Source organism: Enterobacter nematophilus (genome assembly GCF_026344075.1).
Taxonomy (GTDB): Bacteria; Pseudomonadota; Gammaproteobacteria; order Enterobacterales; family Enterobacteriaceae; genus Enterobacter; species Enterobacter nematophilus.
The window spans coordinates 309265-322635 of sequence record NZ_JAPKNE010000004.1; the positions used below are offsets into that span (position 1 = coordinate 309265).

11 protein-coding genes and 1 pseudogene are annotated in these 13371 nt (G+C 50.5%); 8 read left to right on the forward strand and 4 right to left on the reverse strand.

Annotated features, from left to right (window positions below):
• The first annotated feature begins 64 nt into the window (after positions 1–64).
• The 7 genes and pseudogenes from OSH03_RS14000 to OSH03_RS14030 all read left to right on the forward strand — a co-directional run bounded on the left by OSH03_RS14000 (position 65) and on the right by OSH03_RS14030 (position 9563).
• Positions 65–808 carry a helix-turn-helix transcriptional regulator gene (locus OSH03_RS14000; RefSeq protein ID WP_266179348.1) on the forward strand — a complete coding sequence of 248 codons (744 nt, stop codon included), beginning with the start codon at positions 65–67 and terminating at the stop codon, positions 806–808.
• Between the two features lie 47 nt (positions 809–855).
• On the forward strand, positions 856–1503 hold the full coding sequence (locus OSH03_RS14005; RefSeq protein WP_266179349.1) for a LysE family translocator: 648 nt from the start codon (positions 856–858) through the stop codon (positions 1501–1503).
• A gap of 7 nt (positions 1504–1510) precedes the next feature.
• A pseudogene (locus OSH03_RS14010) lies at positions 1511–2152 on the forward strand (restriction endonuclease); the annotation flags it as partial.
• Between the two features lie 48 nt (positions 2153–2200).
• Positions 2201–3820 (forward strand): type I restriction-modification system subunit M, encoded by a 1620-nt coding sequence (locus OSH03_RS14015; RefSeq protein WP_266179350.1) that lies wholly within the window; start codon positions 2201–2203, stop codon positions 3818–3820.
• Positions 3810–5207 carry a restriction endonuclease subunit S gene (locus tag OSH03_RS14020; RefSeq protein ID WP_266179351.1) on the forward strand — a complete coding sequence of 466 codons (1398 nt, stop codon included), beginning with the start codon at positions 3810–3812 and terminating at the stop codon, positions 5205–5207. The genes OSH03_RS14015 and OSH03_RS14020 overlap by 11 nt, the downstream gene beginning before the upstream one ends.
• Positions 5208–5303: 96 nt before the next feature.
• Positions 5304–8567 carry a type I restriction endonuclease subunit R gene (locus tag OSH03_RS14025; protein WP_266179352.1) on the forward strand — a complete coding sequence of 1088 codons (3264 nt, stop codon included), beginning with the start codon at positions 5304–5306 and terminating at the stop codon, positions 8565–8567.
• A 60-nt stretch (positions 8568–8627) separates the two neighbouring features.
• Complete coding sequence (locus OSH03_RS14030) at positions 8628–9563, forward strand: hypothetical protein (RefSeq protein ID WP_266179353.1); 936 nt, start codon at positions 8628–8630, stop codon at positions 9561–9563.
• Positions 9564–9622: 59 nt separating this feature from the next.
• On the opposite strand, the gene tssD is transcribed toward OSH03_RS14030, so the two are convergent.
• The 3 genes from tssD to OSH03_RS14045 are packed head-to-tail and all read right to left on the reverse strand — an operon-like array spanning position 9623 to position 10989.
• Positions 9623–10114: a type VI secretion system tube protein TssD gene (tssD, locus tag OSH03_RS14035; RefSeq protein ID WP_266179354.1), complete on the reverse strand. Its 492-nt coding sequence runs from the start codon at positions 10112–10114 to the stop codon at positions 9623–9625.
• Positions 10115–10627, reverse strand: a complete 513-nt coding sequence (locus tag OSH03_RS14040) for a hypothetical protein (protein ID WP_266179355.1) — start codon at positions 10625–10627, stop codon at positions 10115–10117.
• Positions 10627–10989, reverse strand: a complete 363-nt coding sequence (locus OSH03_RS14045; protein ID WP_266179411.1) for a tlde1 domain-containing protein — start codon at positions 10987–10989, stop codon at positions 10627–10629. The genes OSH03_RS14040 and OSH03_RS14045 overlap by 1 nt, the downstream gene beginning before the upstream one ends.
• A 248-nt stretch (positions 10990–11237) precedes the next feature.
• Here OSH03_RS14045 and OSH03_RS14050 point away from each other — a divergent pair, with 248 nt between their 5' ends.
• Complete coding sequence (locus tag OSH03_RS14050) at positions 11238–12506, forward strand: DUF445 domain-containing protein (protein ID WP_266179356.1); 1269 nt, start codon at positions 11238–11240, stop codon at positions 12504–12506.
• Here OSH03_RS14050 and OSH03_RS14055 read toward each other — a convergent pair.
• Positions 12496–13359: a LysR substrate-binding domain-containing protein gene (locus OSH03_RS14055; protein WP_253540545.1), complete on the reverse strand. Its 864-nt coding sequence runs from the start codon at positions 13357–13359 to the stop codon at positions 12496–12498. The genes OSH03_RS14050 and OSH03_RS14055 overlap by 11 nt on opposite strands.
• Positions 13360–13371 lie beyond the last annotated feature (12 nt).

Here is a 13371-nt window from a genome sequence, read left to right on the forward strand (position 1 = left end):
TCTTAATGAAGCTGTGCCGGACGGTTCGCTGACGTGGTATAAAAAACCTCCAGAAGGAGTTCCCATGACCGATACCCGACACGTTCGTCAGACTTTTCACCGCGCCCAGGGCCTTGAGCTGCGCAGCACCTGGCAAAGCACTCAGGCGTACAAACGCCACTGTCACCCTCAGCTCTCCATCGGCGCGATTGTTGAGGGCCAGACCTGCTGCGTATGTCATGACAGAGAGTACATCCTTAACCCCGGTGACCTCATCGTGATCCCCGCTAATGTGCCGCACAGCTGCAACCCCGTCGACGGGCAACCGCGCAGCTACCATATGCTCTATATCGACACCGATCTTCCTCTGGCGCTACAGGTGATTCGTAACCCTGACCTGTTTGCCCATTACCTGGACGTTATTGAAACAATGTCTCCAGCATCCGTGGAGACGCTGCTTTCTGCCCTTCCCCGCTGCGCGGATAACGCAGACGCGCTTCGCTCAACCAGCCAGCAGGTTCAGGAGGCGTTTCTTTCCGATCTCACCAGCCCGCCCTCTCTCGACGAGCTTGCCCAACGGTTCTCGCTGCGCAAGGAGACGCTGATTCGCACCTTCAGGCAGGACACCGGCCTGACGCCGGGCAGCTTCCTCAACGTCTCCCGCGTGGAGTACGCCAAAGCGCGGCTGCGCGCCGGGGATGCTATCGCCGACGTCGGCTACCAGAGCGGCTTTGCCGACCAGAGCCATTTTCATAAGACCTTCGTCAGCTATACCGCCGCCACGCCGCGCCAGTACGCCACGGGCCGATCAATATCAGACAATAAATAGGTTCTGCAGCGCCGTACTCTGATCTCAGATTGTTAACTGAGGTCGCTATGGAACTGTTCTTCCCTTCCGCTTTTCTCGCCCTGGCGCTGGCGCATTTTGTTGCCCTGCTCAGCCCGGGCCCGGATTTTTTCCTGCTTGTGGGCTACGCGGCGCGCTATCGGCTGCGCGGCAGCGCCGGGCTGTGCGTCGGCATCGCCGCGGGTAACGCGCTCTATATTGTTCTGGTGATTATCGGCTGGAGCGCGCTGCGCCAGTTTACGTGGCTGTTTACGCTGATCGAACTTTGCGGCGCGCTGTATCTGCTGTGGATCGGCTCGCATCTGGTGCGCAGCCGGCCGCAGGCGCTGGCGCTTGCAGAAACCCGACAGCGGTGCCCTTCTCTGATGAAGCAGATCCTGCTGGGGCTGGGATCGGCGCTGTTAAATCCAAAAAATGCGCTGTTCTACCTGGCGCTGATGACGGCGCTGCTGGGGCCGGACGTGACGCTGCTTCAGCAGGCGACCTGCGGCGTCTGGATGGTGATGGTGGTGCTGGCGTGGGATCTGGCGCTGGTGTCGATGATGGGGCTATCGGCGGTGCAACAGAAGCTCAGCCGTTCGCTGTGGTGGATTGAGCGGGCGGCGGGGGTGGTGCTGATGGGGTTTGGGGGGTGGGTGATGTGGCGGGTGCTGGCAAATAGTGTATTGCCCCTATAGAAAGCAACGCCTCTATACCCTGATCGATCGCGATATGGTCGCCCGGGAAGGGATGAGTTACTACATCACCGATAAAGGTCGCGCATGGTTAGCGAATGCCCTACCGGCTCGCAAAGCCGATCCTCGAAAAGAACTTCTGGACGCGGTGAAGCGCTATAACCACCAGCAAAAAGAGCAGCTTCGCGAACAAATCAGCACCATGAATCCCTACAAGTTCGAGCATTTGATTGGTCAGCTTCTGGAGGCGATGGGTTATGAACAGGTGGAAGTGACCAAAGCGTCGGGCGATAAGGGCGTCGATGTCGTCGGCAGAGTACAGGTGGGCATTACCACCATCACGGAAGTGGTGCAGGTTAAGCGTATGCAGAGCAATATTACCCGCCCTGTTATCGACCAGTTTCGTGGTGCGTTGCCTTATCACAGCGCGATCCGGGGCACGCTCATCACCACGGGGCGTTTTGCCGGGAACTGTGAAAAAGCGGCTCTGCATCCCGGTGCGGCTCCTATTACCTTGATAGATGGTGACCGGCTGCTAGAACTGTTGATTGAGAATAATGTCGGCATTCGACGCAGCAACGCGGTCGAGCTGCTGGATGTGGATCTACAGCTTTTTGATGAACTGGAAGAGGGATTAAAAGGCGAAATTTAACGTCTTAATGGCTACAATAGACGCCAAATTTTCCTGATTGAGTTCATCATGGCCAAAGCACCAACAAAAAAAGCCAAAGCAAAGAAAGGCTTTGAAGACACATTATGGGATACCGCGAATCAGCTTCGCGGTAGCGTTGAATCCTCCGAGTACAAACACGTGGTACTGAGCCTCGTGTTCCTGAAATTTATCAGCGATAAGTTCGAGGCCCGTCGTCAAAAAATGAAGGACGAAGGCCAGGAAGATTTCCTGGAAATGGAGGTCTTCTATCAGCAGGACAATATCTTCTACCTGCCGGAAAAGGCGCGCTGGTCATTCATTAAACAGAACGCCAAGCAGGATAACCTCGCCGTCCTGATTGATGACGCCCTCTCCACCATTGAGAAGAACAACCCGACGCTGAAAGGCGCGCTGCCGGATAACTACTTCAGCCGTCAGGATCTGGAGACCAAGAAGCTGGCATCGCTGATCGACACTATCGATAACATCGAAACGCTGGCGCATGAAACCGATGTTGAAGCGCTGTCGAAAGAAGATCTGGTCGGCCGCGTGTACGAATATTTCCTCGGCAAGTTTGCCGCTACCGAAGGCAAAGGCGGTGGTGAGTTCTATACGCCAAAATGCGTGGTGACGCTGCTGACCGAAATGCTCGAACCGTTCCAGGGCAAAGTATATGACCCGTGCTGCGGCTCGGCGGGGATGTTTGTCCAGTCGGTGAAGTTCGTTGAAAGCCACCAGGGGAAAAGCCGCGATATCGCCCTGTACGGTCAGGAGCTGACGGCCACCACCTATAAACTGGCGAAGATGAACCTCGCGATTCGTGGTCTTTCCGCCAACCTTGGCGAACGCCCGGCGGACACCTTCTTCAGCGACCAGCACCCGGATTTAAAAGCCGACTACATTCTGGCAAACCCGCCGTTTAACCTGAAGGACTGGCGTAACGACGCCGAGCTGACCAACGATCCGCGCTTTGCCGGGTACCGCACGCCGCCAACCGGTAACGCCAACTACGGCTGGATTTTGCATATGCTCTCCAAGCTGTCGGCCAACGGTACCGCCGGTTTTGTGTTGGCGAACGGTTCGATGAGTTCTAACACCAGCGGCGAAGGCGAGATCCGCGCGCAGATGATCGAAAACGATCTGATCGACTGCATGATCGCCCTACCCGGCCAGCTGTTCTATACCACGCAGATCCCGGTCTGCCTGTGGTTTATAACCAAATCGAAGGCTGCCGATCCTGCCAAAGGCTACCGCAACCGTCAGGGCGAAACGTTGTTTATTGATGCGCGTAATCTCGGCACAATGATGAACCGTACCACCAAAGAGCTGACGGCGGACGATATCGCCACCATCGCCGATACCTACCATGCGTGGCGCAGCACGCCGGAAGAGCTGGCCGAGCGTGTTAAGCGCGGCGACAGCAAGCTGGCGCAATACGACGATCAGGCCGGGTTCTGCAAGGTCGCCACTATTGAAGAGATCAAGGCTCACGACTATGTGCTGACGCCGGGCCGCTACGTCGGCGCTGCCGAGCAGGAAGATGACGGCGTGGCGTTTGAAACCAAAATGCGTGAATTGTCGCAGACGCTGTTTGCGCAGATGAAGCAGGCGGAAGAGCTGGATAAGGCGATTCGTCAGAACTTGGAGGTTTTGGGTTATGGGGAGTAAGTGGAAAACATCCTTTTTAACCGACCATTACAGCATTAGCTCTGGTCTTTCCAAACCAGCTAAAGATTTTGGTACAGGTTACCCGTTCTTATCTTTTAAGGATATTTTTTATAATTATTTTTTACCTGATTCACTCGCGCAATTAGTGCAAAGTACAGATAAAGAAAGAGCCTCTTGCTCGGTAAGACGCGGGGATGTTTTTCTTACTCGTACAAGCGAAACGATGCATGAGCTGGGTATGAGTTCTGTAGCATTAAAAGATTATACAGATGCCACGTTCAATGGCTTTTGTAAAAGATTGCGACCGAAGGAAACATCTGAATTAGAACCAGAGTATGTTGGTTATTACTTGCGTAGCCCTGTATTTAGACAGAGCATGCTTGCCTTTTCCACCATGTCAACCCGAGCTAGTCTTAATAATGAAATGATTAGTCGGTTGGAAATAAGTTATCCAGATCGTAAAATACAAAAAAAGATAGCAAACATCCTACTTTCTCTTGATGAAAAAATAGCAATATCAAGAGCGATCAACCAAAGCCTGGAACAAATGTCCCAAGCCCTGTTCAAATCTTGGTTTGTGGATTTCGACCCGGTGATTGATAACGCGCTGGATGCGGGAAACCAAATCCCGGAAGCGCTGCAATCCCGCGCCGAGCTGCGTCAAAAAGCACGAAATTGTGCAGATTTCAAACCACTTTCGGCGGATATTCGTGCATTATTTCCCGCTGAATTTGAAGAAACCGAGCTGGGATTAGTACCGAAAGGCTGGCAACTTAAGTCAATGCATGATCTCGTCGAAAGTGTCTCAATTACATTCCCATTGAGCAAAACAGATAAGGTCATATTCCTTAATACTGGTGATATTGAAAAAGGATCGTTCTTACACCAAAACTATTCCAAGACAGAAGGATTACCTGGTCAAGCTAAAAAATCGATAAAAAAAGGCGATATACTCTTTAGTGAAATCAGGCCAGAAAATAAAAGGTATGCCTTTGTACATTTTGAATCAGATGATTATGTTGTATCAACAAAGTTAATGGTATTACGTGCAAAAAATGAAATAAACCCTCTATTACCATATTTCATTATAACACTTGAAGATAATACTAGAAAATTACAACGAGTTGCTGAGCTAAGATCTGGTACTTTTCCACAAATCACTTTTAAAGAACTAGAATTTATTAATTTCATAATGCCCAATGATCATAAGATCATGGAATTATTTATTAATAGTTATCTTGCACCAGCTTATAATAAAATAATTGCAACAAAAAAAGCGAATATGAACTTAACCAACCTCCGCGACACCCTGCTTCCCAAACTCATCTCCGGTGAGCTGTCCCTGGAGGACCTCCCTGACATCATCAAACAAACCGAAGCCGCATAACGCATTTTTGCCCCTGTAAAATCAGGGGCTTTCTGGTAAGGTTTTCTCTCATTACAGGAACCCTTACCAGAAAACCAGCCAGGGCCGGAGCGGGATATGCATCTCTCATTCAGTGAAGCGAAGTTAGAACAGGCAATAATTGAACTGCTACAGGAGCAGGGTTACCCGCACCTGCCAGGCGACAATGTGCCGCGTTCCAGCCTCGATCAGGTGATAATTGAAGACGATCTTCGCCACTATCTTGCTGCTCGCTATCAGGCCGATGGTATTACGGAAGATGAAATCCAGCGGCTGATTAAACAGTTGACCACCCTGCCCGCTTCCGATCTCTACGAAAGCAATAAGATCTTTTGCACCTGGCTGGCAAATGGCTTCCTGTTTAAACGCGACGATCGTCAGCAGAAAGATCTCTATATCGAACTGCTCGATACCCGGCACCTGCCCGCCGCGCTGCGTGAACTGTTCGATAGCGAAAAAGTACCACTGCAACAGGCTGCTGAAACGCCTGCAAACTATCTTATCCAGCCGTTGAACCGCATTAAGATCGTTAATCAGCTGACCATCACCGGCAAAGAAAACCAGCCGCGCATTCCGGATGCCATCCTGTATATCAACGGCCTACCGTTAGTGGTGTTTGAATTTAAAAGCGCGGTGCGCGAGCAGGAAGCCAATATAGGTGATGCGTATAAGCAACTCTGCACCCGCTATCGCCGCGATATTCCGCAGCTGTTTGTTTATAACGCGCTGTGCATCATCAGCGACGGCGTGAACAACCGCATGGGCAACCTTTTTGCGCCTTATGAGTATTTCTACTCCTGGCGTAAAGTCACCGGTAACGAAAACCGAGAGCAGGACGGCATTCCTTCCCTGCACTCAATGATTCAGGGACTATTTCACCCGGTACGCCTGCTGGATGTGATTAAAAACTTTATCTGCTTCCCGGATAAAGCCAAACACGAAGTGAAAATCTGCTGCCGCTATCCGCAGTATTACGCGGCGCGTAAGCTTTACTACAGCATCGAGCGAGCGCGTAAACCGTACGGTAACGGTAAAGGCGGCACCTACTTTGGCGCCACGGGCTGCGGTAAGAGCTATACCATGCAGTTCTTAACCCGCCTGCTGATGAAAAGCGTCGAGTTTGCCAGCCCGACCATCGTGCTGATCACTGACCGTACCGATCTGGACGATCAGCTCTCCACGCAGATGTGTAATGCCAAAAATTATATCGGTGACGATACCGTGGAGCCCGTCACCAGCCGCGACGATCTGCGTGAAAAGCTGGCCGGTCGTAACAGCGGCGGCGTCTTCCTGACCACCATCCATAAATTTACTGAAGACACCGAATTGCTCTCCGAGCGAAACAACGTCATTTGTATCTCTGACGAAGCGCACCGCAGCCAGATCAATCTGGATCAGAAAGTGATCGTCGATAAAGAGAGCGGCAAGGTACGCAAGACCTGGGGGTTCGCCAAATATCTGCACGACTCGCTGCCAGCGGCCACCTATGTTGGTTTCACCGGGACGCCTGTAGACGCTACGCTGGATGTCTTCGGCGCGGTAGTAGACAGCTACACCATGACCGAATCCGTTCAGGATGAGATCACGGTACGCATCGTCTATGAAGGCCGGGCTGCAAAAGTAATCCTGGATGCCAGCAAGCTGGAAGAGGTAGAGAAGTATTACGAAGAGTGCGCTAATGCGGGCACCAATGAGTGGCAAATCGATGAAAGTAAAAAAGCCAGCGCTACCATGAACGCGATCCTCGGTGATGAGGATCGCCTGAAGGCGCTGGCGGAAGATTTTGCCAAACACTATGAAAAACGCGTTGCTGAAGGCTCAACGGTGAAAGGGAAGGCAATGTTTGTCTGCGCCAGCCGGGAGATTGCCTGGGATTTGTATCGTCAGTTGAAAGGCTGTCGTCCGGCGTGGTTTGAGGTTAAACAGGCCCCTGAAGGGGTTGAGCTTACCGAGCAGGAGCAGAAAGAACTGCCACCGTCCGAAATGGTCAAGATGGTGATGACGCGAGGTAAAGACGATGATGCCAAACTGTACGACCTGCTGGGCAGCAAAGAGTATCGTAAAGAGCTGGATAAACAGTTCAAAAATGCAAAGTCGAATTTCAAAATCGCTATTGTGGTCGATATGTGGCTCACCGGTTTCGACGTCCCGGAACTGGACACTATCTATATCGATAAACCGCTGCAAAAACATAACCTGATCCAGACCATATCCCGTGTTAACCGCAAGTTGGAAGGAAAAAGCAAAGGTCTGGTGGTGGACTATATCGGCATCAAGCGCCAGATGAACCAGGCACTGGCGATGTATTCCCGCATTGACGCCTCCAACTTTGAGGACATTCAGCAGTCGGTCATTGAGGTGAAGAACCATCTCGACCTGCTTTCGCAGGTGTTCCACGATTTCGACAGCCGCACTTACTTTACGGGAGAGCCTCAGGCTCAGCTGGCATGTCTGAATCAGGCGGCAGAATTTGTCTTGCGTACACAGAAAATAGAACGTCGCTTTATGGGGCTGGTGAAGCGTCTGAAGGCGGCCTACGATGTCTGCTGCGGCAGCGAGGTGTTATCACAGGCAGAGCGAGATCGTATCCATTTCTATCTTGCCGTGCGCTCCATCGTCTTTAAGCTGACCAAGGGTGATGCTCCTGACGTTACCCAGATGAACGCCCGCGTGCGTGAGATGATTTCTGACGCATTAAAGGCAGATGGCGTGGAAGAGCTATTTTTCCTGGGCGATAAAAAAGCGGAATCAATCGATATTTTCGACGAGGATTATCTGGCGCGTATTAATAAGATCAAGCTGCCCGCAACAAAGATCCAGCTTCTCCAGAAACTGCTGGAGAAAGCCATCAGCGACTTTAAAAAAATTAACCAGCTTCAGGGGATCAACTTCACTCGCCGCTTCCAGTCGATTATGGACAGATATAACGAACGCAGGGAAGATGACGTACTGAACGGTGAAGAGTTCGATCATTTCAGTCAGGAAATGACCGACATTATCTATGATATTAAAACCGAAATGGGCACTTATGCAGATTTGGGGATTGATATTGAAGATAAAGCGTTTTACGACATTCTTGCACATATGCGCGACAAGTATCAGTTTACCTATGAAGACGACAAGATGCTAGCGCTGGCAAAAGAGATGAAAACAGTCGTTGATAACACGTCAAAGTATCCAGACTGGAGTAAACGTGATGACATCAAAGCAAAGCTTAAAGTTGAGTTGATTCTTTTACTGCATAAACATAAGTTCCCTCCGGTAGCAAACGATGAAGTTTACCAGGGTGTATTGATGCAGGCAGAGAATTTTAAAGAAAACATGGGAACGCTAAATATTTAACATCACAACTCGTTCACCATAGAGCCATTCTTTCGGTGCAACGATGATTAAAAGGAGTATATGATGGCCGAAGGGTTAAAAATGTTCTATGCGCGTTATGAACACAATATTAACCTTCGCATTCCTGTCGAAGAAATAAAAGAGAGTGACAGAAAAGGATTGATCTGTGAATTTTGTCCGGCAAAAATTAGCTGGGTCACTCCTCATCAACAGCACGGCAAGAACATTTCGGCCTTCTTAAGATTACAGAAAAATGAACAGCATACGTCCAACTGCAAGAACAGCGTCAAATCTGCAATCACTTCGCTTGTAGCTCATTCACAGAATATTGAAGACGGAAAACTTCTCCTCGAGGCGCAAGATTCAGCGTTTATCTTCCGAATGAACGTCCTTATTGAAGCCAGTGCCGCTCTAAGAAAAGCCACATTTACACCAGAAGAAGAAGCCGATCCGGATAAGAAAACACGCAAAAGAATACGCTATAAGAAAACAGAAAAGCGTCTCGCCGATTACTTTAACACGGCTACAGGCATTGCCAAAATCAGAGCAAAAATAGAGGAAAGCAGTGATAAGAAAGCACTGTCTGAGCTGGTTAAGATAGATTATAACGGCAAAGAAATTAGCTGGAACAACTTTTTCTATGATGAAGACCGTTACCCCATTCTTTTTAAAAAAGCCGAGAGAATCGCTCATCCTGTCGCAATTCTTATAACTGTTAAACAAGCACAAAAACACATTAACACTGAAAGAAGTAGTTTCTACTCACTCAAAGGAGAGTTATGTACACTGGAGCATGAGGATAAAAGCAAAGAGTTTTTCGCACCAGGTTTAACTTGTAACGATACTACCTTTTTTGAAAACCTCGAAGCAAAAGACGAGATTATTGTTGTTGGTAAAGTACGCCCAACAACAAATCACTGGGGTGAAGGGAAAATCTTTAAGAATTTAAATTTCAATATTTTCAACAAAAAACAAATTACACGGTTAAAAGATTGAAATACAGCAGATATTGCACTCTGGCAACGGGAAACCACCTGTCTCCCGTTGCCAGTTAATCAAGCCCCTAACCGATAATCCCAGTCATCCAAGTGAATAACGTTACCGTCACGGTAATGCCAGATAATCTTTTCATAACGAAGCACAACAAGCTCAAGATGGCCCTGTTTTTCATGGTAAGCCTCTTTCACGTCATGCATCAATGAAAACACTGTGACGACCTTCACCGCTTCCAGCGTTATCGTGAAATAGATTTCTTCCTGACCGGCAGCATTGATTCTGTACAGGTCGATAGTCGCTTTCCTGAGCGTACCGCCCGTGCTGAGTGCTTTATAAAGAAAAACGCTGGAGGCATCAATTTCCTTTTCAATGAGAAAGGGGCGATGCTGGCGTTTACTCAACGCTCTGCCATTATGCAGGTCAGAGTTATAGCTTACGTTATGATAGAGCCCTAATACCTCAATTTGGTTTTCACGGTCTTTAACCCTCACGCTCCCTTTTATGATATTACCCGCATCGTCAGTTAATGACATATATCCCGGAATGGCCATTTAATTATCCTTATCGAATGGAATAGAGTGTTCAACGGTGGCGATCATAATGGCGAGACATCTTTTACCCTCCGAACTTTTAACCTTAAACATCTCCCTGATTGAATCGACAAAAAGCTTATTACTCTCTGCTTCCGTCTCAGGGAAATTGGCAAAAGCGCAGACTTGTTCAATAGTGAGCAACGGTTTTTCGTCATTTAAGATTGCTAAAACACCCGAAGGGTTATGCGGGATAGCATTTGAAAGCGCCGCCTTTAGATCTTCAGCCGTACTGGCGTCTACACCGGGTTCAAGGGCACTCGCTACGGCTAACCATGCCTGAGTTCCTTTACTTATCTCTGGAATAACATGATTCCACCATTCCGACTCACCGCTATCATTAGCATACAATTCTGCTACAACACGCCTTGCACCTTTATCGTTTATCATCTGAATAATCTGCGCAGGAGTGTGGTTTTTGGCAAAGAGAGCCATCGGAGCACATAAGAAGAGCAGCGCAATCATATATTTCATTATCGCACCACCAGTATTGTGTCACCTGAATCATAAATCATATGACGCTTGTCCTGGCCGTTCATAATGATGCAGCCTGCTGATGCCGAGCCTGGCGGTTGACCCTTTTTATCTCCATGAATTTGAAAATGATCTCTACCAAAGGTATTGGTCCCCGCTATAGGTTCAAGAATAATGGCCTCTGCACTTTTATGATTATTCCATCCGGCAATAAAATAAATACCTCTGGGAATGGGCCCTCTGTTTCGTTGACTTTCATATTCATGCTTATCTCTTGATTCACCCGCGCCGCTGTAGCATTTTGCGATAAACTCGCCATTATGACTTAATACTCCCGTTGAAACTTTATATTCCCATGTCATCAATACCGTCTCCTTTCATGAATAGTCATTTATCTTATGGCTAACAAGAGCGTTAAAATGACTACGACGGTCACAAAACATTACGTCCAAAAATAACTAAGCACAGAAAACTTAGAAAAATTAATAATAGATAGTTTTAATGTATATACTTTTTAATATACAAGTCGTTTATTCACTCAGAGAGTACGTCTCCCTCCCCCCTTACACCAGCTTTGCAATTTTGGTTCACAACCCTCTATCCTTAACCCATGGAAAAAATCGCTGAACTCAAACGCGCCAAGCTGCTGGCGCTGTCGCTGCTGCTGGTTGCCGCCGCGGCGTTTATCACCACTCTGTTCCTGCCGCAGACCTTCTGGGTGCGTGGCGTGAAGGCCATTGCCGAGGCGGCGATGGTCGGCGCGCTGGCAGACTGGTTTGCCGTAGTTGCGCTGTTTCGCCGGGTGCCGATTCCCTTTATCTCGCGCCATACGGCGATTATCCCGCGTAATAAGGACCGGATCGGCGACAATCTCGGCCAGTTCGTGCAGGAGAAGTTTCTTGATACCCAGTCGCTGGTCGCGTTAATTCGCCGCTATGAGCCAGCGCAGATGATCGGCGCCTGGTTCAGCAAGCCCGACAACGCCCAGCGCGTCGGGCTGCATCTGATGCAGGTGATGAGCGGTTTTCTCGAGCTTACCGATGACGGACGTATTCAGCGCCTGCTCAAACGGGCGGTGCATAAGGCCATCGACAAAGTTGATTTCACCGAAACCAGCGCCGTCATGCTGGAGAGCATGACCAAAAACAACCGTCATCAGGTTCTGCTGGACGCCATCATCAACCGCCTGATTACCCTGATTCAGCGGGAAAGCACGCGGGACTTTATCTCTGACCAGATCGTCCACTGGCTGAAGACCGAACACCCGCGCAAGGCGATGGTGCTGCCTACCGAGTGGCTGGGGGATCAAAGCGCGGAGATGGTGTCGAACGCGGTGAATACGCTGCTGGACGATATCAGCCACGACCGAACGCACCAGATCCGTCAGGCGTTCGACCGCGCCACGCTGAAGCTTATCGATAACCTGAAAAACGACCCGGAGATGGCGGCCAAAGCCGACAACATCAAGCACTACCTGAAAAACGATGAGGCGTTTAACCGCTATCTGGGAGAGGTGTGGGCCGACCTGCGCCAGTGGCTGAAGGCGGATATGCAGAGCGAGGACTCCAGCGTGAAGCAGCGCATCGCAAACGCCGGGCTGTGGTTTGGCGAAACGCTGTCTAACGATGCCAGCCTGCGGGCGTCGCTGAACGAGCATCTGGAGCAGGCCGCGCACCGCGTCGCGCCGGATTTCGCCGCATTCCTGACGCGCCACATCAGCGACACGGTCAAAAGCTGGGACGCCAAAGACATGTCCCGCCAGATTGAGCTTAACATCGGCAAAGACCTGCAGTTTATTCGCGTCAACGGCACGCTGGTGGGCGGGACGATTGGCCTGATCCTGTTTTTACTCTCGCAAATCCCGACGCTTATCCATTGAGCGTCCTGATGATTAGCGCCTTCATGCTGGAAATGGCTGTATCGGTGGAATCATCCCCCTGATGCAGCGCAATCCCCAGCTCTCCTGCGTTGGGCAGCAGGCGGTTGTCGATCTGTAAGGTCTCTGGCAGGCCAATACGCGTGCGAAGCGTAATACCCAATCCTGCGCTGACGCCTGCCCACAGCCCGCTCAGGCTATGGCTGGTAAAAGCGATACGCCAGGATATACCTGCGGCATCCAGCGCAGCGATGGCCCGGCTTCGCAGTAGGCAGGGCGCGTCAAACATCACCAGCGGCAGCGGCTCCCCTCGTTGCAAAAGTGCCTCGACGTCCTCACGGGACCGGCAAATCCATGCCAGCGGTTCGCTGCGCACATAGTCGCCTTCTCGTCCTTCCTGCCAGACCAGCGCCAGATCGAGTTCGTTTGCCGCAACGCCCCGCAGCAGCGGCTGATTGCGTTCGACGCGTGCGGTCAACCGGAGCTCAGGGTGCTGTCTGTTAAAATCGCCGAGCACCTGCGGCATCACGGACTCCCCGAAGTCCTCCTGCATACCCAGACGCACTTCTCCCTGCAGCTGCTCTCCCTTGATTGCCCGGAGAGCTTCATCATTTAGCGCCAGCATGCGTCGGGCGTAGCTCAGCAAAATTTCACCCTCCGGGGTCAATGCCAGCGTTCGCCCCTGCTTTACGGTGAGGGCCACGCCGCACTGCTGCTCCAGCTTTTTTAGCTGGGCGCTAACCGCAGAGGTAGACCGGCACAGCCTGTCCGCCGCCACGGCAAAGCTGGCGGACTGAATACCCTCCACAAAGCTGCGCAGCGCGTCCAGGTCTAATGCTGAAAACCGTTTATCCATATCATCCTCATT

Coding starts and splice junctions, on each gene's coding strand:
- OSH03_RS14005 (WP_266179349.1), top strand. CDS start 856: ATGGAACTGTTCTTCCCTTCCGCTTTTCTCGCCCTGGCGCTGGCGCAT.
- OSH03_RS14045 (WP_266179411.1), bottom strand. CDS start 10,989: ATGACATGGGAATATAAAGTTTCAACGGGAGTATTAAGTCATAATGGC.
- OSH03_RS14000 (WP_266179348.1), top strand. CDS start 65: ATGACCGATACCCGACACGTTCGTCAGACTTTTCACCGCGCCCAGGGC.
- OSH03_RS14040 (WP_266179355.1), bottom strand. CDS start 10,627: ATGAAATATATGATTGCGCTGCTCTTCTTATGTGCTCCGATGGCTCTC.
- OSH03_RS14055 (WP_253540545.1), bottom strand. CDS start 13,359: ATGGATAAACGGTTTTCAGCATTAGACCTGGACGCGCTGCGCAGCTTT.
- tssD (WP_266179354.1), bottom strand. CDS start 10,114: ATGGCCATTCCGGGATATATGTCATTAACTGACGATGCGGGTAATATC.
- OSH03_RS14050 (WP_266179356.1), top strand. CDS start 11,238: ATGGAAAAAATCGCTGAACTCAAACGCGCCAAGCTGCTGGCGCTGTCG.
- OSH03_RS14030 (WP_266179353.1), top strand. CDS start 8,628: ATGATGGCCGAAGGGTTAAAAATGTTCTATGCGCGTTATGAACACAAT.
- OSH03_RS14015 (WP_266179350.1), top strand. CDS start 2,201: ATGGCCAAAGCACCAACAAAAAAAGCCAAAGCAAAGAAAGGCTTTGAA.
- OSH03_RS14020 (WP_266179351.1), top strand. CDS start 3,810: ATGGGGAGTAAGTGGAAAACATCCTTTTTAACCGACCATTACAGCATT.
- OSH03_RS14025 (WP_266179352.1), top strand. CDS start 5,304: ATGCATCTCTCATTCAGTGAAGCGAAGTTAGAACAGGCAATAATTGAA.